The following is a 16,662-nucleotide window of genomic DNA, read 5'->3' as shown; positions in this document are numbered from 1 at the left end:
AATCCGCTCGTAGGGGCCGTGATGAGCCGGCCGCCTGCCTGGTCTGTTTGATCTAGCTGATTTGCCCGATTTACATGGTCTCAAGAGCTGGGGATTCTTCATTCACCTCGGAGCACACCATGAGAAAACAACTGTCATCGCTGGCTGTGGCCGCCACGGCTGCCCTCCTCCTTGCTACCGGGCCGCCACGGGCCGACGCCCCGGACGGGTCCTCCGCAGGGGGCTACGCAGGGGCCTCCGCCAGGAGTCCCGCAGGGATTCCCGCCGTCCGGCTGGCTGCAGGCCTCGTGGGACCGCTCCACGTCAGCGCCGGACGCGACGGCTCGGTGACCGTCAGCGAGCAGTTCGCCAGCAGGCTGACCCGGATCGATGCCGACGGTTCAAGGAAGGTGCTCTACGAAAACAACGGTTGGGATGTCGCCGGGAACACCCAGGAGGGCTCCACCACCTACGTCGTTGAGAGCCAGGGAGCCGGCCGCGGGGACAACCGTGAGCTGGCAGCCCATGTCCGGATCATTGAAGAAGACGGCGACCAGCGGACCATCGGCGATTTCGCGGCGCTCGAGAAGAAGGACAACGCCGACGGCGGGGCCCGCTACGGCTTCCGCGATCTTCCGGCTGACTGTGCGTCGAAACTTCCGCCGGAGCTTCCGGCCTCCTACACCGGCGAGCTGAACACGCGTCCCTATGGCATCGCGGTCTCTGACGGCACCGTCTTCGCCGCCGATGCAGGGGCGAACACGGTGGTGTCGGTAAATATCCGGTCCGGCAAGGCGAAAACGGTCGCCGTCCTGCCGCCGCGTCCGTCCAGGATCACCGCCGCCGCAGCGGCCGGGCTGCACCTGCCGCAGTGTGTCGTGGGCCGGTCCTATGCCTTCGAGCCGGTGCCTACCGACGTCGCCGTCGGCCCGGACGGCTGGCTCTACGTGTCAACCATGCCGGGCGGGCCGGAGAGCCCCGGCGCGGACGCCCGGGGGGCCGTCTTCAAAATCGACCCGGAACACGGGAAGGTGAAGCTGCTGGCCGAGAGCATCCTGTCCCCCACCGGGATTGCCGTCACCAGCGACGGTGATGTGTACGTTGCGTCGTTGTTCGGCGACGGAGTCATCAAGCTGGACGGACGGACCGGCAAGCCCAGCGTTGCCCTGGCCTCGGCTTCGACGGCCGACGTCGTCCTCCGTGGTTCCACGCTGTATGCCACGGTGAACTCGCTGCCGTCCGACCCCGCGCCTCCTAACGGCCAGGTCGCAACCCTGAAGCTCGGCCGCGATTCCCGCGACTCCGACGATTCCGACGACTCCTGAGCCGGAGACAACTTTGCCCGGACACAACAATGCCGGAATACAACAGCAGCCAGACACAAGAATGGCCGGCCCGTTTCGGGGCCGGCCATTCGCTGCGTTTGTTGGCGACGCTGTGCTGCTGAGGACTACTTGTTGCTGTCCTCATCCAGATCGGTGTCTGCCGTGACGTCAATGTCCTCTTCGTCGAAGTCGTCCTCGTCGAGGTCGACGTCCTGCGGGGCGTCGCTCTTGTAGGGGTCGGCGTCGCCGGCGTGCTGGGCGCTGGCGGCGAGAGCCGCCACCTCGGCGTCGCGCTTCTTGGCGGCCCGGAGCAGTTCCTCGAGGTTGGAGGCGTTGACCGGAATCTGGTCAGCCACAAACTCCAGCGTGGGGGTCAGCCGGACAGTGATGTTCCGCCCGACTTCCTGCCGGAGCACACCCTTGGCCTTCTCGAGTCCCTTGGCGGCTTCGGCCTGGACCAGCTGGTCACCGAACACCGTGTAGTAGACCGTGGCGTGCTGCAGATCGTTGGTCACGCGGGCATCGGTGACAGTAATGCCCTCAAGCCGCGGATCCTTGACCCTACGGCCCAGGGCCTCGGCAACAACAACCTTAATGCGCTGCGCCAATTTGGCAGCCCGTGCGGGATCAGCCATTTCCACTCCTAAAAATTTGGGTTGTACGACGGCGCAGTAGCGGCTTGGCCTTTTGAGTTGCCTTTGCTGCCACGCGCCTATGGTGAGTCTATGACGATGCCGGAGAGTTTTGGGGGCGCCCGGGAGCGGCATCGGGCCTACCGGAGCTGGGCGGCACAGGATCGCAGATCCGGTGCCGCCCAGCGTAGGGGCGGGGCCGCCGGAAAAATCCAACGGCCCCGCACCTGTAACGCTAGGACAGACTAGACGCGCGGCTTTTCGCGCATCTCGAAGGTCTCGATGGTGTCACCTTCGTTGATGTCGTTGAACGAGCCAAGACCGATACCACATTCGAAGTCCGTGCGGACCTCGGTGGCGTCGTCCTTGAAGCGCTTGAGCGTCTCAACGGTGAGGTTGTCGCCGATGATCTTGCCGTCGCGGCTGATGCGGGCCTTGGCGTTGCGTCGGATAACACCCGAGCGCACGATCGAGCCTGCAATGTTGCCGAACTTGGAGGAACGGAACACTTCGCGGACCTCGGCGGTGCCAAGCTGGTGCTCTTCGTACTCCGGCTTGAGCATGCCCTTGAGGGCTGCCTCAATGTCATCGATTGCTGCGTAGATGACGGAGTAGAAGCGCATGTCCACGCCTTCGCGGTCTGCCAGTTCGGCAACACGCTCGGCGGGCTTGACGTTGAAGCCGATGATGACGGCGCTGTCGACCGTCGCCAGGTTGACGTCATTCTGCGTGATCGCACCGACACCGCGGTGGATGATACGCAGCTGGACACCTTCGCCGACGTCGATCTTAAGCAGCGCGTCTTCGAGGGCTTCCACGGCACCGGACACGTCACCCTTGAGGATGAGGTTGAGGGTGTCGATCTTGCCGTCGGCGACGGCCTGGTCGAAGTCTTCCAGGCTGATGCGCTTGCGGCGCTTGGCCAGGGCGGCGTTGCGGTCGGCGGTTTCACGCTTCTCGGCGATCTGGCGGGCGGTGCGCTCGTCAGCAGTCACGAAGAAGGTGTCACCGGCGCGCGGGACGTTGGACAGACCCAGGACCTGCACGGGGCGGGACGGGCCGGCCTCGGTCAGGACACTGCCGTCGTCGTCGAACATCGCACGGACACGGCCGTGGGCCGTGCCTGCCACGATGGTGTCGCCGACGTGCAAGGTACCGGACTGAACCAGGACGGTGGCCACTGAACCGCGGCCCTTGTCCAGGTTGGCTTCAATCGCAATGCCGCGGGCGTCCTTGTTCGGGTTGGCGCGCATGTCGAGGGCAGCGTCTGCGGTAAGCAGGACAGCCTCGAGCAGCTCGTCGATGTTGAGGTTCTGGCGGGCAGAGACCTCCACGAACATGGTGTCGCCACCGTACTCCTCAGGAACCAGACCGTATTCGGTCAGCTGGCCGCGGACCTTCTCCGGGTTGGCGCCTTCCTTGTCGATCTTGTTCACAGCCACGACGATCGGCACGTTGGCCGCCTGTGCGTGGTTGAGGGCCTCAACGGTCTGCGGCATAACGCCGTCGTCCGCTGCGACCACCAGGATGGCGATGTCGGTGACCTTCGCACCACGGGCACGCATGGCGGTGAACGCCTCGTGGCCCGGCGTATCGATGAAGGTGATCTTGCGATCGATGCCTTCGTGCGGGTGGGTGACCTGGTAGGCACCGATGTGCTGCGTGATGCCGCCGTGCTCGCCCGCCATAACGTCGGACTTGCGGATGGCATCGAGCAGCCGGGTCTTACCGTGGTCAACGTGACCCATGACGGTGACAACCGGAGGACGTGCCTCGAGGTCTTCGTCGCCTTCGGCTTCCAGCTCTGCTTCGAAGTCGATGTCGAACCCGGAGAGCAGCTCGCGCTCCTCATCCTCCGGAGACACGACCTGGAGCTTGTAGCCAAGCTCCTCGCCGAGCAAGGCGAAGGTCTCTTCATCCAGCGACTGCGTGGCCGTAGCCATTTCGCCGAGGTGGAAGAGAACCGTGACCAGTGCTGCGGGGTTCGCCTCGATCTTGTCGGCAAAGTCCGTGATGGACGAGCCACGGCGAAGCCGGACTACGGTGTTGCCGTCGCCGCGGGGTACGCTCACGCCACCCAGCGACGGAGCACTCATCTGCTCGAGTTCCTGACGCTTGGCACGCTTCGACTTGCGCTGCTTGCCACGGCCTGCGCCGCCCTTACCGAAGGCACCCTGGGTGCCACCGCGACCGCGGCCACCCTTGCCGAAGCCGCCGCCGGCCGGAGCGCCGCCACCGGCACCGGGAGCACCCGTGCCTGGAGCGCCACCCGGACGGCCCGGACCACGTGCGCCGCCGCCGGGACGGCCTGCACCAGCCGGTGCCGGACGTTCGGTGCGGTTAGGCATCATGCCGGGAGTCGGACGGTTTCCGCCGGCGCCTGCCGGACGGCCAGCGCCCGGAGCGCCTGCCGGACGGGGAGCACCCGGGCGTGCACCCGGAGCGCCGCCGGTGCGGGGAGCACCCGGACGGGGACCCCCTGCGCCTGCTGCGGGACGGGGGCCACCGGGGCGTTCGCCCTCGGTACGGCTTCCCCCCGGACGGGGCATGCCCTGGGAGGGAGCGAACGGGTTGTTACCCGGACGCGAGGGACGTTCGTTGTCGCCGCCGCGGCCCCGGGGCATGCCCTGGGACGTGGCGAAGGGGTTGTTGCCGGGACGGGGACCGCCCGGGCGAGGTGCCGAGCCGCCCTGGCGTGCCGGAGCAGCCGGTGCCTCAGCCTTGGGAGCAGGCCGCGCGCCGGGCTTGATGCCCGTCGAGGGAGCAGCCGGTGCCTGGGCAGCGGGTGCCGGTGCAGCTGCTGCCGGAGCCGGGGCTTCGGACTTGGGTGCTGCTGCCTGCGCCGGGGCACCGGGTGCAGCCGGAGCCGGCGCGGGGGCCGGACGGGTTGCAGCGGGGCTGGCGGGTGCCGAAGGGGTGGACGCGGGGGCCTCGGACTTCGAAGCTGCCGGTGCGTCGGGGTAGGCGTTGCGGAGTTTCCTCACAACGGGGGCCTCAATGGTTGAAGAGGCCGAGCGAACGAATTCGCCCAGTTCCTGCAGTTTGGTTACTGCATCTTTGGAAGTAATACCGAGCTCTTTAGCAAGCTCATGTACGCGGACCTTGGCCACATTTCTCCTGTCTCGGTCCGCACCGAGCCAGGCACGAACCGTCTAATTCTTACTGCGGGCCTCCGCCGCGAGTGCAGCTGAAAGGCCCATTGCAGAGCGCAACAAAGTTGTCATCGTTGCGCACTCATCGCTGGGAACTCATCGGGTTTCCATCAGTTTTCTGACCCGCTTTCAGGTTGGACGGTTGTTGCTGCGGCCACCGGAGTGTCCACGGCTTTCGTGCCTGCCGTGATCCGGCGTTCGACGTCGGCTGTCCCGGTCGCGCCGTTGAGGGCGCGTCCGAACGCTCGACGTTTGACCGCCAGTGCCAGGCACTTTTCGCTGGGGTGCAGCCATGCACCCCTGCCAGCCATCCGGCGTCGTTCATCCACTACGACGGCGGATGAACCGCTGCCGCCGGAGACGAGCCGGAGTAACTCAGACCGCGATCCTTTTTGCCGGCATCCGATGCAGGTACGTTGGGGCTGATCCTCGAGGTGTTGCACTTGTGCCACGTTCGAGTATCTTCCTGCCAGTACTTGACTGCCTGCCCGAGGGCACGCGGACACCGGCCCTTAGGCGCGGTCATGTCTATTCTAGCCCCTCCGGCGCTCGGACCCCGAACTGAGGGGACTCGGGCGCCAACGGGCCGGGCCGAAGGGCCGCCTATTTGTCGCGGTGGACCACAGCGTCGGAGACGATGTCGATCCGCCAGCCGGTGAGCTTGGCGGCGAGCCGGGCATTCTGGCCTTCCTTGCCGATGGCGAGGGAGAGCTGGTAGTCGGGGACCACAACGCGGGCGGAGCGGGTCGATTCATCCGTGATGGTGACCGAATTCACTCGTGACGGCGACAGTGCGCTGGCGATGAAGCTGGCGGGATCGTCGCTGTAGTCCACGATGTCGATCTTCTCGTCGTTCAGCTCGGTCATGACTGCCCGGACGCGCGAACCCATTTCACCGATGCAGGCACCCTTGGCATTGATGCCCGGGGTGTTGGCTTTGACGGCAATCTTGGTGCGGTGGCCGGCTTCACGGGCCAGTGCCACGATCTCGACCGAGCGGTCCGCGATTTCCGGCACTTCCAGTTCGAAGAGCTTCCGGACCAGCCCGGGGTGCGAACGGGAGAGCGTGATGGAGGGACCCTTGGTGCCCCGGTGCACATCGATCACGAAGGCACGGAGGCGGTTGCCGTGGATGTATTTCTCCCCGGGAACCTGCTCGGGCGGCGGCAGCAGTGCCTCGACCGCGCCCAGGTTGACCTGGATCATGTGCGGGTTGTTGCCCTGCTGGATGGTGCCGGCAACAAGCTCGCCCTCGCGGCCCTTGAACTGGCCGAGGACGTTGTCATCCTCGGCGTCGCGCAGGCGCTGCAGGATGATCTGCCGTGCAGTGCTCGCAGCAATGCGGCCAAAGCCGGCAGGGGTGTCCTCGAACTCGCCGATCGGGGCGCCGTCGTCGTCGATCTCGGTGGCCCAGATGGTCACGTGGCCGCTCTTGCGGTCCAGCTCGGCCCGGGCCTTCTCGAAGGCACCGGGCGTCTTGTGGTAGGCGACCAGCAGGGCCTGCTCGATGGTCGGGATCAGGACATCCAGCGGGATTTCGCGCTCACGCTCCAGGAGTCTCAGCGCGCTCATGTCAATATCCATTAGGCCTCCTCAGAAGGTCCATTGTTTGCGTTTTCCAGCCCGGCCTCTTCAAGGTGGCTGAACTCTATCTCGACTTTTCCGCTGCGGATCCTGTCGAAAGGAATCTTGACTGCTTCGCCCTGCTTGGGCTTCATGCCCTTCTTGACCGCGATCTCCGGCACCAGCGTGACGCCGTCGTCTTCGACGGACTGGATCCTTCCGGTGACGTTTTCGCCCTGCAGGACGTTGATCTTGACCATGCGCCCGCGGGCGCGGTGCCAATGCCGCTCTTCTGTGAGGGGGCGCCCGACGCCGGGCGAGGAGACCTCAAGCTCGTAAGGGCGCGCGTCGGTGCTGGGATCGTTGTCCAGGATGTCGGACAGGGTGGTGGATGTCTGGGCGATCACGTCCAGGCTGACGCCGCCGGACTCTTCCTGGGGCAGGTCCACTACTACGTGGACCACCCGGTTGGCGCCGGCGACATGGATGGAGACGTCCTCCAGGTACAGGCGGTTTGCCAGGACTGCGGGTTCGAGGAGGGCGTGCAGACGCTCAGCCTCGAAATTGTGGGCGGGTGCGGCTTCAGCCTTCCCCGTCCCGGTCCGGTCTGTTGAAGTCGTGGCCTCTGCGTTGGTCATGATGCCCGCCGCCTCCCGCTAGATGATGTTGTGTCTACTAGCCTAGCGATTTTCCGGGCGCCGTGGTGCACGGAGTTCCCGGCCGGCATGACAACATGGTCTGTTGTGAAAGACGACACCAGGGAAAAGCGATGGCGGGAGCTCCTTCCCCGGTTTTTTCCCCGCATCGCGCTGCTGGCGTGCATCACCGTCGTAGTGATCAGCCTGGGGGTGGCCCTGACGCCCGGGAGCCCCAAAGCATCCGCGGACCAGCCGTTTTCCGAGCAGGCGCGGGCCGCGGCCTTGTCCGAGACCCTCCGGCTCAGGGCCGCCGGTGAACAGCTTGTCACCCCTGCGGCGGGCGCTGCCCCCACTGGATCGCAGGCCCCCATTGCGCAGACTGTGAATTTGCTGACAGACCAGGCCCGCGCGCTCCTGGGCCCGGGCGACGAGCCCGCCGCTGAACCGCTTCCGGCGTCATCTCCGGCAACGCCGTCCGCTGCGGCACAGCCCGGTCCGGCGTCGGCGGCGGAACTGGCTGCCGCCCTTGCCGCGAGCGGGTCCGAGCGGCTGGCCGAGGCTGCCGCGGCCGACGGCGGCATCGCCCGGCTGCTCGCAGCGGTCGGAGCGGCCCAGCTCCTGGAAGCGTCCTCGCTCGCCGTGGCCACCGGGTCTCCGGCACCTGCCGCGGCGGATCCGGCCTCCCCGGCGTTGTCCGGGGCTTGCCGGACGCCGGCGGCAACGTCGTTGCCCGCCGCCGCCGGGACCGACGGTGCCGCTGATGCCGAGGACGCCAGCCTCGAAGGGGCACTTGCCGCGGCGGTACGGACCGAATTGGAAACCATCTACGGCTATCAGGTGGCGCTGACCCGGCTCGGCGGCGAGCAGTCCAGCGCCGCCGCGAAGCAGCTGGCTCGTCACGAGTCCCTGATCAGCGGCGCCGAAACCCTGAGCCGGGCACACTGCGTCCCTGTGCCTCCGCGGGAAGCGGGCTACACCCTGGAGCAGTCCTTCCTGGCCTCCCCCGCTTCCGGCCTGGGCAGGCTGGAAGCGGCCGCGCTGCCGGTCTACGGCGATCTCGTGGCCCTGAGCGACGGCGAGACCCGCCAGTGGGCCATCTCCGGACTCGTCGGCGCCGCCCGGCGGGCCGAGCTGTGGGGCGCGGACGCGGGAAGCCTCCCCGGGCTGGCGGCGGATCCGGCGTCGTTCCCCTCCCTGCCGACGCCCAGCGCCAGCCCAAGCACCACGCGCTGAGCAGCCACCCGTCGTCGTATGGGGCGGCTTTGACGCTCGCAAGCGGGGAATCCCGCTCTGTACGCGGCGTGTTCCGTGTCAAAGTGCCCCGGCTGCGCCCCGACGCCGGCGGCACCCGGTTTGGACGCTCCCCGGGACGCTGGTGCGAGGTAGCTGCGGCTAACTTAGGCTCGTGATACTGGCCAGCCCCGGGTGCTGATGCTTTGCTGTTCTTATGGACAGCACCGGCGCCCCCACGCTTCATGAGAACGAGCCCCACCACAACGACATCGCACACCGACTGAACTGGCTTCGCGCCGGCGTGCTGGGCGCCAACGACGGAATCGTGTCGGTCGCAGCTATCGTGGTCGGCGTCGCCGGTGTCACCACGGATTCGGGTCCCATCCTCATCGCCGGTGCCGCAGGGCTGGTGGGTGGGGCGATCTCGATGGCCTTGGGCGAGTACGTCTCGGTCAGCAGCCAGAAGGACAGCCAGAAGGCCCTGATCGAGAAGGAACGCCGGGAGCTGCTGGAACAGCCCGAGGAAGAGCTCGAGGAACTGGCCGCCATCTACCAGGGCAAGGGCCTGAGCGCCGACACGGCCCGCACGGTCGCGAGGGAACTGACCGCGCACGATGCCCTCGGCGCCCACCTCTCCGCCGAACTCAACATCGACGAGACGGACATCGTGAGCCCCTGGCACGCGGCGCTTGCGTCCGCCACCGCGTTCCTGGCCGGCGCGATCCTGCCCATGCTGGCCATCCTGCTGCCGCCGGAGGACATCCGTGTACCGCTGACGTTCGTGTCCGTGCTCGTGGCGCTGGCGGCAACGGGTGCGCTGGGGGCCTGGATCGGCGGCGGGTCAAAACTGACGGCCGCCGCCCGGGTGGTGACCGGTGGGGCCCTTGCACTTGTGGCGACCTTCCTCATCGGCAACCTCCTCGGCGCAAGCGGTGTCGTCTGACATCAGCAACTACGCTGGGTCGGATGAACCAGCCCGCAGATGTCCCGATCCCGCCCGACCTCAGCCGCCGCTACAGCGGCAGCGTCCAAGGCCGGGACTGGCTGGCGCCACTCCCCCGTCTGGTCAGCCAATGCTTCGACCGGTGGCAGCTCGGTCTTGACCTCGCACCGGACGCCCTGCCCTGGAACGGGCACGGGCACGGGCACGGGCACGGGCACGGCGCCATCGTGGTGCCGGTCCGGCGTCGAGGCGACACCGCCGCCGGCCAACCGCCGTCCTGAAAATCGCCTATCCGGACGATGAGGCCCTCGTGGAACGGCACGCACTCAGCTTGTGGGACGGGGACGGCGCTGACCGGCTGCTGGCGTCCCACGCCGATGCCGGGGGACGGACTCCAAGGAGACTGCTGAACTGAGTGCTGTTTGAGGGGTCGGTGCCGGGCATGCGTGCTTGGTCTGGCCCTTCAGGCATGTGCCGGTGAGTACCGGCGGGCTCTGTTCGTCGTTTGGTTGTTGGTCAGGGCGTACTCATGGCCTTAGGGGCGTGTTGCTGGTCCTCCTGGGGCTCCGCTGGTGGCTTTCCCGACGCTCACTGGATGGCCCATGAGCAGTTTTCGTTGCTGAGTCCAAGTCTCAGGAGGCGTTTGAGGTTCACTGCGGCGGTGCGGAGCTGCCACCAGGCGTGGTTCTTCGTGGTCCCGCGGTAGCGCAGGCGCCGGTTAGCTTTTACGAGCCAGGCGATGGAGCGTTCGACCATTTGGCCGGTGCCGTGTGTAGTCGGCTCGAAAACTGTCTTCTTGGGCTGCGGCGCGGTGTTCGCGCATCAGCGCGTGCTCGGGATGCAGCTCGATTTTCCGGCCCCGGGTTGCGTGGGCGGGCTCATTGCCCTGTTCTACATCGCCTCCATCCTGTTCATCGTGGTGGTCCTCGGCTCCGTCGTGGCCTTCCTGAAGCTGAACATCTTCAGGATGATCCGCCACCTCAAAGAGGAATACCTGCTCATCCTTGGCACCTCCACCGCCGAACCCGCCCTCCCGGGCCTGATCCGCAAGCTCGAGCACGCCGGCGTGAAGAAGGAAACCGTCGGCCTCGTCGTCCCCACCGGCTACAGCTTCAACCTCGACGGCGCCGCAATTTACCTCTCCCTCGCGGCCCTCTACATCGCCCAAGCCACCAACACCGACCTGACCATCGGCCAGCAGCTTGGTCTGCTCGCATTGATGCTCCTCACATCAAAGGGTGCAGCGGGCGTCACAGGCGGCGGCTTCATCGCCCTCACGGCCACGCTGACCACCATCGGCACCATCCCCGCCGCCGGCATCATGCTCATCTTCGGCATCGACAGGTTCATGTCAGAATGCCGCGCCATCGTGAACTTCACCGGCAACGCAGTCGCCCCGTTACATTTATTGAGTCCCCGAATGCCGGGGATTTGGTCGCTGGACCCGGTATGACTTTCTCGCCCTGTCATTGATGATCCGGGGGGTGTTGTCGCCGGGCCCGGAATCTGTGACTGTTTTCCCGCCCTTCTACTCCGACTTCGGGAAGAACATCACCCTCGGGAAGCGGATCTTTATCAATTCCGGCTGCAAGTTTCAGGACCAGGGCGGGGTGGTCATTGGGGACGACTGCCTCATCGGGCACAACGCGATGCTGGCCACCCTCAACCACGACTTGGCCCCGAGCCGCCGCGCGGACATGCACCCCGCCCCCATCGTCATCGGCCGCGATGTTTGGAACGGATCGAACGTGACCGTTCTGCCGGGCGTGACAATTGGCGATGATGCCGTCGTGGCGGCTGCGTCAGTAGTTACGAAGGACGTACCAGAACGATCGATTGTTGTGGGCTCGCCCGCCCGAGTGGTGCGCTCACTGACCAGCCCTTGACGTTGATCATCATCTGGCCGATCATCGCGCAGCCGCCGACCGTCACTGTGGACAGTAGCCTGACGCCGTCATGCGGACGGGCGCCGCTTGGTCGGCAATCCTGTCTGGATAAAGGATCCTTTTTCAGGACGGGCCGAAGACGGAAAGGCCCTGGAGGATCCGATGGTACGGAGACAGATCATGGCTTCTTTTTGTCCGTGAAGTATTTGGCGGGACACCTGGCCGGGGCCAGTCGAAGAAGTCTATGGGCGATGACGGGGTCACGGGGTGTTCTGCCCAGGACGGCAAGTGCTGTGACGGTGGCTGCCTCCCCGAAATCGCCTGTAGCCTCCAGGCTGAAAGTGTCAGTTTCCGAAGTCGACTGCACAGAATGTCCAAAGTCGTCTGCACAACCCGCCCGTTGGGGGATCCTTTCCGTACGGAGGATCTGCTTGGCGTGGTGGTCAACTGGCCCTCGGTGTGGCCTGACCGATGACTTTTCCGCGCCGTGCTGGTCTGTACAACCACTACCGACTCACGGGAGACTGGCGCCATGCGCAAACTGACCTTCGGCATGAACCTGAGCCTGGACGGCTACATCGCCGCGCCCGGCGACGACCTCGGCTGGAGCGTACCGAGCGACGAGCTGTTCCAATGGTGGTCCGACCGGGTGGGGGCGACGGGCCTGGCGCTGTACGGGCGCAAACTGTGGGAGACGATGAGCTCGCACTGGCCGACCGCCGACCAGCAGCCTGGCGCCACACCGGCGCAGATCGAGTTCGCCCGCCGCTGGCGGGACATGCCGAAGGTGGTGTTCTCCTCGACGACCAGCACGGTCGACTGGAATACCCGCCTGGTCACCGGCGACGCGGTCACCGAGATCACCCGGCTCAAGGCCGACGACGGCGGCCCCATGGACATCGGCGGTGCCACACTCGCCGCGGCGGCCATGCGGGCCGGGCTGATCGACGAGTACGCGATCGTCACCCATCCGGTCCTGGTGGGCGGCGGCACGCCGTTCTTCACAGCCCTGGACAACTGGGTGAACCTGAGCCTGGTGGAGACCCGGACGTTTCCCGAGGGTGTGGTCCTTACCAGGTACGAGACCAGGAGCTGAGTGCCCGACGTCGAATCAGCGCGGGCTTCGGGCCACCCAAGGATCTCGTGGCGCTGTGTTCCGAGGCGATCGTGACGTTCCTGCCGGACCCTGTTCTTCACCGCAGACGATCCGTCCGGATAGGGATCGGCTAACGGGCGAAGTTTCGCCACCGAACGCTTCAGCGAGTCGGTGGCGGGCTTACTTAGTAGTCACATGGGAAGGGAATCCGAGGGAGATGATCGCTGGCATTCCTGAGCGAAGAGATTTCAAGACGTGAAGCTCGTGAGGAACGACTGGCGACGGCAGATCATCGAGGTGGAACCATTTGAGCTCGGAGGCCTTTTCTTGCTCCATCAGGCGTGGCTCTGAGGACCAAGCTGTGCACTGGAAAAAGAAGTCCACTCTCCCCTGATAGGTTTCCCCTTGCTCCTGCTTCCGGTGCATGACAACCAGCGGCAAGAGTGCATCCGCGTTGATTGAAACGCCAAGCTCTTCCTGGACTTCACGGGACGCCGCATCCTGGGCAGACTCGTTGGCTTCAACATGGCCAGCGGCCGCTGTAGCCCAGTGCCCGTCTAGGTACCCAGTTCCTTGGCGCAGCTGTAGAAGTACAAAATCTTGGCGCCTGAAAATGACATAACTGACTGGGGTTAGCTGGTCTCGGCTATCCATGGACAATCCTTCTCACGGTTTAGGGGACGTTCCATCCTTGCAGCGTTCAGTTCCAGGACCCGGTTACGGACCTGCTAAAGGAACAGCTCAAAGGCTGGCGTCTCGAGCGTAGCGAAGACGCTGGCGGTCCTCCGTCTTGGGTCATTCCCATTTAGATGGATTCGTTCTGCCCTGAGTCCGCCAGGGTGACGCCGGCGACGGACCAGTTCTCGCGAGGGAGTTCGTGCAAAACCACCCGGATGGTGTCGGGACGGATTTCCATGACTTCCGCGTAGGTGGCCGTCAGCGCAGCGAGCAGCTGACGCTTTTTTTCAGTGGAGGAAGGGGATGCATTGAGAACCTGGATAAGCGGCATGTTCAGATTCTGGCACTTTCCGCGAGAGATGAAGCTAGGTCCGGACCCGTAGGCCCCGCGAGGCGCAAAACAATAGGCGGAGAGCTTTCGAACCAGTACCCAACAGTGCCCGGTAAAGGATCGGTTTACGGGCGGAGCATTTCGGCCTGCCAGTTGTACTGCCAGCTCTTGCGCCCGCGTGCTCACCGCAAGTTGCGCCAGTCATGGTGGATTTTGTGGTTCCTGCCGCTTTTCGCCGTGATCGGGATCCCCGACGGCTGGCAATCCAAAACGGTTTGCTCCCTGACGATCTTCTTCATGATCTACGCAATCTCAGACCAGATCGAAGTCTTCCCATTCCTGCATCCCGAAGACCTGACCTGGCCGCTTGCTTTTGCCCGCAGTTTGGCGGCGAAACTATCCGTCGCGGCCGGCATGTACATGATCTACCTTGACCCAAAAACCAAAGCAATGTTCAAAACGGCATGGGCCAACAGCTAAAGCCTCTACTGGACCAGCACGCTGAACGAGCGCTCTCCCAATCGTGAGAAATCACCAGACCCCCGCGGGGAGTCGACCGCCGTACTTCTTGCGCGGGCTGGGATCTCAGCGACGGCGCTGCCGACCTACGAGAATGGAGCCAACATGGACCTTGAAGCCCAACGCGCCCGCATGCGCCAAGGTGCTGTGTACAACGACCTCACCCCGGAACTCGTGGATGCACGTGAACGTACTGTCATCGCCACCAACAAATACAACGCCAGCTTCGGGCAGGCAGGAGATCAGCGGGAACCACTCCTCGCGAAGATCCTCGGCTCCATGGGGACGAGGGTGCATTTCGAGCCCACGTTCCGCTGTGAATTCGGCTACAACATCTTCATCGGCGCAAACTTCTATGCCAACTTCGACTGCATTCTCCTGGACGGAGCCGACATCACCATCGGCGACAACGTGCTGTTCGGCCCGCGGGTTTCCATCTACACAACCAACCACGCACTGGACACGAGGGAACGTGCTGCAGGCGCCTGCTATGCCAAACCCGTGCACATCGGTAACAACGTCTGGGTGGGTGGCGGCGTGACCCTCAACCAAGGCGTCACTGTCGGCGATAACTCCGTCATCGGCTCGGGCAGCGTCGTGACACGTGACGTCCCCCCGAACTCCCTCGCGCTCGGGGTACCTGCAAAGGTCATCCGCAAGATCACCGACGCTGACCGCTCCGGCTCCCTAGATGCCTGAAATTCCCCAGGTGTTCGCGAGCGAAGGACACTAAGCCCGGACCGCCCGCACACCGTCGCGATCAGAGGGAGCCGCCCATCTGCGGGATTGTCCAAGCCCAGGCATCAGCCCCTCCAGCGTCCATCGTCATACGCCGCGCCTGCCTTAGCCAGACCACTGGAGACGATCCGAGGCTTTGCCGTTGAGATGGAAATCGAACACCCGAAGAAGGGCGACAGCTCATTTCATTCTGGGCGCCGACCGGGACTGCCTCCGGTTTGGCTGACTACTTCACCTAAGTAGCCGGGTGACCGAAGCGTCCGGTAAAGGATCGCTCACCGCTACGTCCGATTTGCCTTCGGCTGCCCCTATTGCGGGAATGGGACACCCGCCGGCCGCTGTCACCCGTTCGGAGGAAATGGGGGTTCCGCGTAAACAGCGAATCCGACGTCCCAGGATTATGTGCCAATCTGGCTATTTCCGCCGGGTACAGAAACGTCCGCATGGTAGGCCTGCAGTTACCCGAGCCCGAGGCGCATCGAGACTTGGTACCGGTCTGAGCGGTAGGTGGAGATGGAGTATTCGATAGGTGTGCCTGGATCGTCGGGTCCGGTGAAGGAACGTCGGCGGAAGAGCAGTACGGGCGCCCCGGGTGCGATGTCCAGCAGGGCGGCCGTTTCCTCCGGTGCCGCGGCGGCCTCAACGGTCTGTTCAACATGCTGCACGGGGTGCCCGAAGGCTGCGAGGACCCCGTAGAGAGATCCCGTAAGGTCGCCCGCGAGCAGATCAGGCAGCAGATCTGACGGCAGCCACGAATCGTCCACGCTGACGGGAGCCCCGTTGGCCAGCCTCAGCCTACGCACCTGGTACGCCTCCTGCCCTGCGGCAAGTTGCAGATGCTCCGCCGCCGCTGTCGGCGGCATCGCAGTCACGGTGGTGATGACGCGGGTACTGGGTTCGAAGCCGGCGGCGCGCATATCCTCGTTGAAGGAGGCCAGGTGCAGGGTTGAGCGCACCAGTCCGTGGGAGACGAAGGTTCCTTTGCCCTTGATCCGCACCAGCGCTCCGTCTTGGACGAGGTCCGAAATAGCCCGGCGCACCGTAATGCGGGAGACGCCGAACTGTTCCTCAAGCTGTCGTTCTCCCACCAGCGCGTCCCCGGGCCGCAGTGAGCTGGCCACCAGGTCCTGGATCTGCTTGCGGACCCAGACGTGTTTTAGTTCCCCTGCCGTATCCATGTCCCCTATTTTCCGGGAAAGTTGAACAGCTGCCCACCCGCTTCCACGCGGCCTCCGGCAGCCGGGGAGTCGACGGCCTCCGGTTTGGTGTCCAGCACCACCACCGGGCTGCACATGCTGAGGTTCTTCGAGCGGACCAATGTGACGTCCACGCTGATCATGGGGTCCCCTGCACGGACCTCGTCGCCTTTTTGAGCAATCACCGTAAAGCCCTCGCCTTTCAGGCCCACGGTGTCGATCCCGACGTGGACCAGCACCGCAGGTCCCGTGGCGTGCTGGACGATGTAGGCGTGCGGCATGACCTTGACGACGCGGCCGTCCAGCGGAGCGACGGCGGTGAGCACGCCCGCGTCGTCGTCGGGAATGACGGCGGCCCCTCCCCCGACGAGCCCCTTCGCGAAGACGGGGTCCGGCACCTCGCTAAGCGGGATGAGCCGACCGGGCAGGGGCGAGACCACCGAGAGTGAACCGGACGGTGCGACGGTGCTCACATCAGGTCCTGGATGTCTTCAGCCAGGCTCTCGGCTTCGGGTCCTACGACCACCTGCACGACCGTGCCCGACATCATGACGCCATGCGCGCCCGCGGCCTTGAGCGCCGCCTCGTCCACCCGCCCGGCGTCGATCACTTCGGTGCGCAGCCGCGTGATGCACCCTTCGATTTCTTCCACATTGTCCGCGCCGCCAAGCGCGGCCAGAATGATTTCTGCTTTGGACATGTCCACTCCCTCTTGTCGTTTCCACTGGTGGCCACGGCCGGGTCCTTTTAGGT

General features: G+C 65.2%; 20 protein-coding genes and 2 pseudogenes. 9 read left to right on the top strand and 13 right to left on the bottom strand.

Going from position 1 to position 16,662, the window contains the following annotated elements:
* Window positions 1-119: 119 nt before the first annotated feature.
* Window positions 120-1,304 carry a ScyD/ScyE family protein gene (locus ABIB51_RS12475; protein WP_354188418.1) on the top strand — a complete coding sequence of 395 codons (1,185 nt, stop codon included), beginning with the start codon at window positions 120-122 and terminating at the stop codon, window positions 1,302-1,304.
* A gap of 125 nt (window positions 1,305-1,429) precedes the next feature.
* Here ABIB51_RS12475 and rbfA read toward each other — a convergent pair whose 3' ends face one another.
* The 7 genes and pseudogenes from rbfA to rimP form a co-directional block, all read right to left on the bottom strand.
* Window positions 1,430-1,939, bottom strand: coding sequence for a 30S ribosome-binding factor RbfA (rbfA, locus tag ABIB51_RS12470; RefSeq protein WP_354188416.1), 510 nt, complete (start codon window positions 1,937-1,939; stop codon window positions 1,430-1,432).
* Window positions 1,940-2,181: 242 nt separating this feature from the next.
* A complete protein-coding gene (gene infB / locus ABIB51_RS12465) occupies window positions 2,182-4,287 on the bottom strand; it encodes a translation initiation factor IF-2 (RefSeq protein ID WP_502916127.1) in 2,106 nt (701 codons plus the stop codon).
* Entirely contained in the window at window positions 4,284-4,442 is a 159-nt protein-coding gene (locus ABIB51_RS23245; RefSeq protein ID WP_502916128.1) for a hypothetical protein, read from the bottom strand. The genes infB and ABIB51_RS23245 overlap by 4 nt, the downstream gene beginning before the upstream one ends.
* A 466-nt stretch (window positions 4,443-4,908) precedes the next feature.
* Window positions 4,909-5,046, bottom strand: a pseudogene (locus ABIB51_RS23240) (translation initiation factor IF-2 N-terminal domain-containing protein); the annotation flags it as partial.
* 152 nt (window positions 5,047-5,198) lie between these two features.
* The gene (locus tag ABIB51_RS12460) at window positions 5,199-5,531 is read right to left on the bottom strand and encodes a YlxR family protein (protein WP_354188605.1); all 333 of its coding nucleotides are present in this window, start codon (window positions 5,529-5,531) and stop codon (window positions 5,199-5,201) included.
* Between the two features lie 160 nt (window positions 5,532-5,691).
* A complete protein-coding gene (gene nusA / locus ABIB51_RS12455; protein WP_354188412.1) occupies window positions 5,692-6,672 on the bottom strand; it encodes a transcription termination factor NusA in 981 nt (326 codons plus the stop codon).
* On the bottom strand, window positions 6,672-7,289 hold the full coding sequence (gene rimP, locus ABIB51_RS12450; RefSeq protein WP_354188410.1) for a ribosome maturation factor RimP: 618 nt from the start codon (window positions 7,287-7,289) through the stop codon (window positions 6,672-6,674). Before rimP ends, nusA begins: the two co-directional genes overlap by 1 nt.
* Window positions 7,290-7,319: 30 nt before the next feature.
* Here rimP and ABIB51_RS12445 point away from each other — a divergent pair, with 30 nt between their 5' ends.
* From ABIB51_RS12445 to ABIB51_RS12435, 3 genes are all read left to right on the top strand, one after another.
* Window positions 7,320-8,522, top strand: coding sequence for a ferritin-like domain-containing protein (locus ABIB51_RS12445; RefSeq protein WP_354188408.1), 1,203 nt, complete (start codon window positions 7,320-7,322; stop codon window positions 8,520-8,522).
* Between the two features lie 214 nt (window positions 8,523-8,736).
* The gene (locus ABIB51_RS12440) at window positions 8,737-9,465 is read left to right on the top strand and encodes a VIT1/CCC1 transporter family protein (RefSeq protein ID WP_354188406.1); all 729 of its coding nucleotides are present in this window, start codon (window positions 8,737-8,739) and stop codon (window positions 9,463-9,465) included.
* 23 nt (window positions 9,466-9,488) lie between these two features.
* Window positions 9,489-9,746: a hypothetical protein gene (locus ABIB51_RS12435; protein ID WP_354188404.1), complete on the top strand. Its 258-nt coding sequence runs from the start codon at window positions 9,489-9,491 to the stop codon at window positions 9,744-9,746.
* A gap of 307 nt (window positions 9,747-10,053) precedes the next feature.
* Here ABIB51_RS12435 and ABIB51_RS12430 read toward each other — a convergent pair whose 3' ends face one another.
* On the bottom strand, window positions 10,054-10,221 hold the full coding sequence (locus ABIB51_RS12430; RefSeq protein WP_354188402.1) for a transposase: 168 nt from the start codon (window positions 10,219-10,221) through the stop codon (window positions 10,054-10,056).
* A gap of 40 nt (window positions 10,222-10,261) precedes the next feature.
* Here ABIB51_RS12430 and ABIB51_RS12425 point away from each other — a divergent pair, with 40 nt between their 5' ends.
* From ABIB51_RS12425 to ABIB51_RS12415, 3 genes and pseudogenes are all read left to right on the top strand, one after another.
* On the top strand, window positions 10,262-10,918 hold the full coding sequence (locus tag ABIB51_RS12425; RefSeq protein WP_354188400.1) for a cation:dicarboxylate symporter family transporter: 657 nt from the start codon (window positions 10,262-10,264) through the stop codon (window positions 10,916-10,918).
* A 52-nt stretch (window positions 10,919-10,970) separates the two neighbouring features.
* A pseudogene (locus tag ABIB51_RS12420) lies at window positions 10,971-11,351 on the top strand (DapH/DapD/GlmU-related protein); the annotation flags it as partial.
* Between the two features lie 532 nt (window positions 11,352-11,883).
* Window positions 11,884-12,447 (top strand): dihydrofolate reductase family protein, encoded by a 564-nt coding sequence (locus tag ABIB51_RS12415; protein ID WP_354188398.1) that lies wholly within the window; start codon window positions 11,884-11,886, stop codon window positions 12,445-12,447.
* 180 nt (window positions 12,448-12,627) lie between these two features.
* On the opposite strand, the gene ABIB51_RS12410 is transcribed toward ABIB51_RS12415, so the two are convergent.
* Together ABIB51_RS12410 and ABIB51_RS12405 are read right to left on the bottom strand one after the other, a co-directional pair.
* Window positions 12,628-13,101 carry an NUDIX hydrolase gene (locus ABIB51_RS12410; RefSeq protein ID WP_354188396.1) on the bottom strand — a complete coding sequence of 158 codons (474 nt, stop codon included), beginning with the start codon at window positions 13,099-13,101 and terminating at the stop codon, window positions 12,628-12,630.
* 151 nt (window positions 13,102-13,252) lie between these two features.
* The gene (locus ABIB51_RS12405; RefSeq protein WP_354188394.1) at window positions 13,253-13,456 is read right to left on the bottom strand and encodes a tautomerase family protein; all 204 of its coding nucleotides are present in this window, start codon (window positions 13,454-13,456) and stop codon (window positions 13,253-13,255) included.
* Between the two features lie 105 nt (window positions 13,457-13,561).
* On the opposite strand from ABIB51_RS12405, the gene ABIB51_RS12400 reads away from it, so the two are divergent.
* Window positions 13,562-13,936, top strand: a complete 375-nt coding sequence (locus tag ABIB51_RS12400; protein WP_354188392.1) for a hypothetical protein — start codon at window positions 13,562-13,564, stop codon at window positions 13,934-13,936.
* A gap of 144 nt (window positions 13,937-14,080) precedes the next feature.
* Entirely contained in the window at window positions 14,081-14,674 is a 594-nt protein-coding gene (locus tag ABIB51_RS12395) for a sugar O-acetyltransferase (RefSeq protein WP_354188390.1), read from the top strand.
* A 497-nt stretch (window positions 14,675-15,171) separates the two neighbouring features.
* Here ABIB51_RS12395 and ABIB51_RS12390 read toward each other — a convergent pair whose 3' ends face one another.
* The 3 genes from ABIB51_RS12390 to ABIB51_RS12380 are packed head-to-tail and all read right to left on the bottom strand — an operon-like array spanning window position 15,172 to window position 16,609.
* Entirely contained in the window at window positions 15,172-15,891 is a 720-nt protein-coding gene (locus ABIB51_RS12390) for a GntR family transcriptional regulator (protein WP_354188388.1), read from the bottom strand.
* Between the two features lie 5 nt (window positions 15,892-15,896).
* Window positions 15,897-16,382 carry a PTS sugar transporter subunit IIA gene (locus tag ABIB51_RS12385; protein WP_354188386.1) on the bottom strand — a complete coding sequence of 162 codons (486 nt, stop codon included), beginning with the start codon at window positions 16,380-16,382 and terminating at the stop codon, window positions 15,897-15,899.
* Complete coding sequence (locus ABIB51_RS12380; RefSeq protein ID WP_354188384.1) at window positions 16,379-16,609, bottom strand: PTS sugar transporter subunit IIB; 231 nt, start codon at window positions 16,607-16,609, stop codon at window positions 16,379-16,381. Before ABIB51_RS12380 ends, ABIB51_RS12385 begins: the two co-directional genes overlap by 4 nt.
* Between the last annotated feature and the right edge of the window lie 53 nt (window positions 16,610-16,662).

It is taken from the genome of Arthrobacter sp. UYCu712 (assembly GCF_040547005.1).
In the GTDB taxonomy this organism is placed as follows: domain Bacteria; phylum Actinomycetota; class Actinomycetes; order Actinomycetales; family Micrococcaceae; genus Arthrobacter.
Note: the sequence above shows the minus strand (reverse complement) of the source record. Positions and strands in the feature narration are given on the sequence as shown.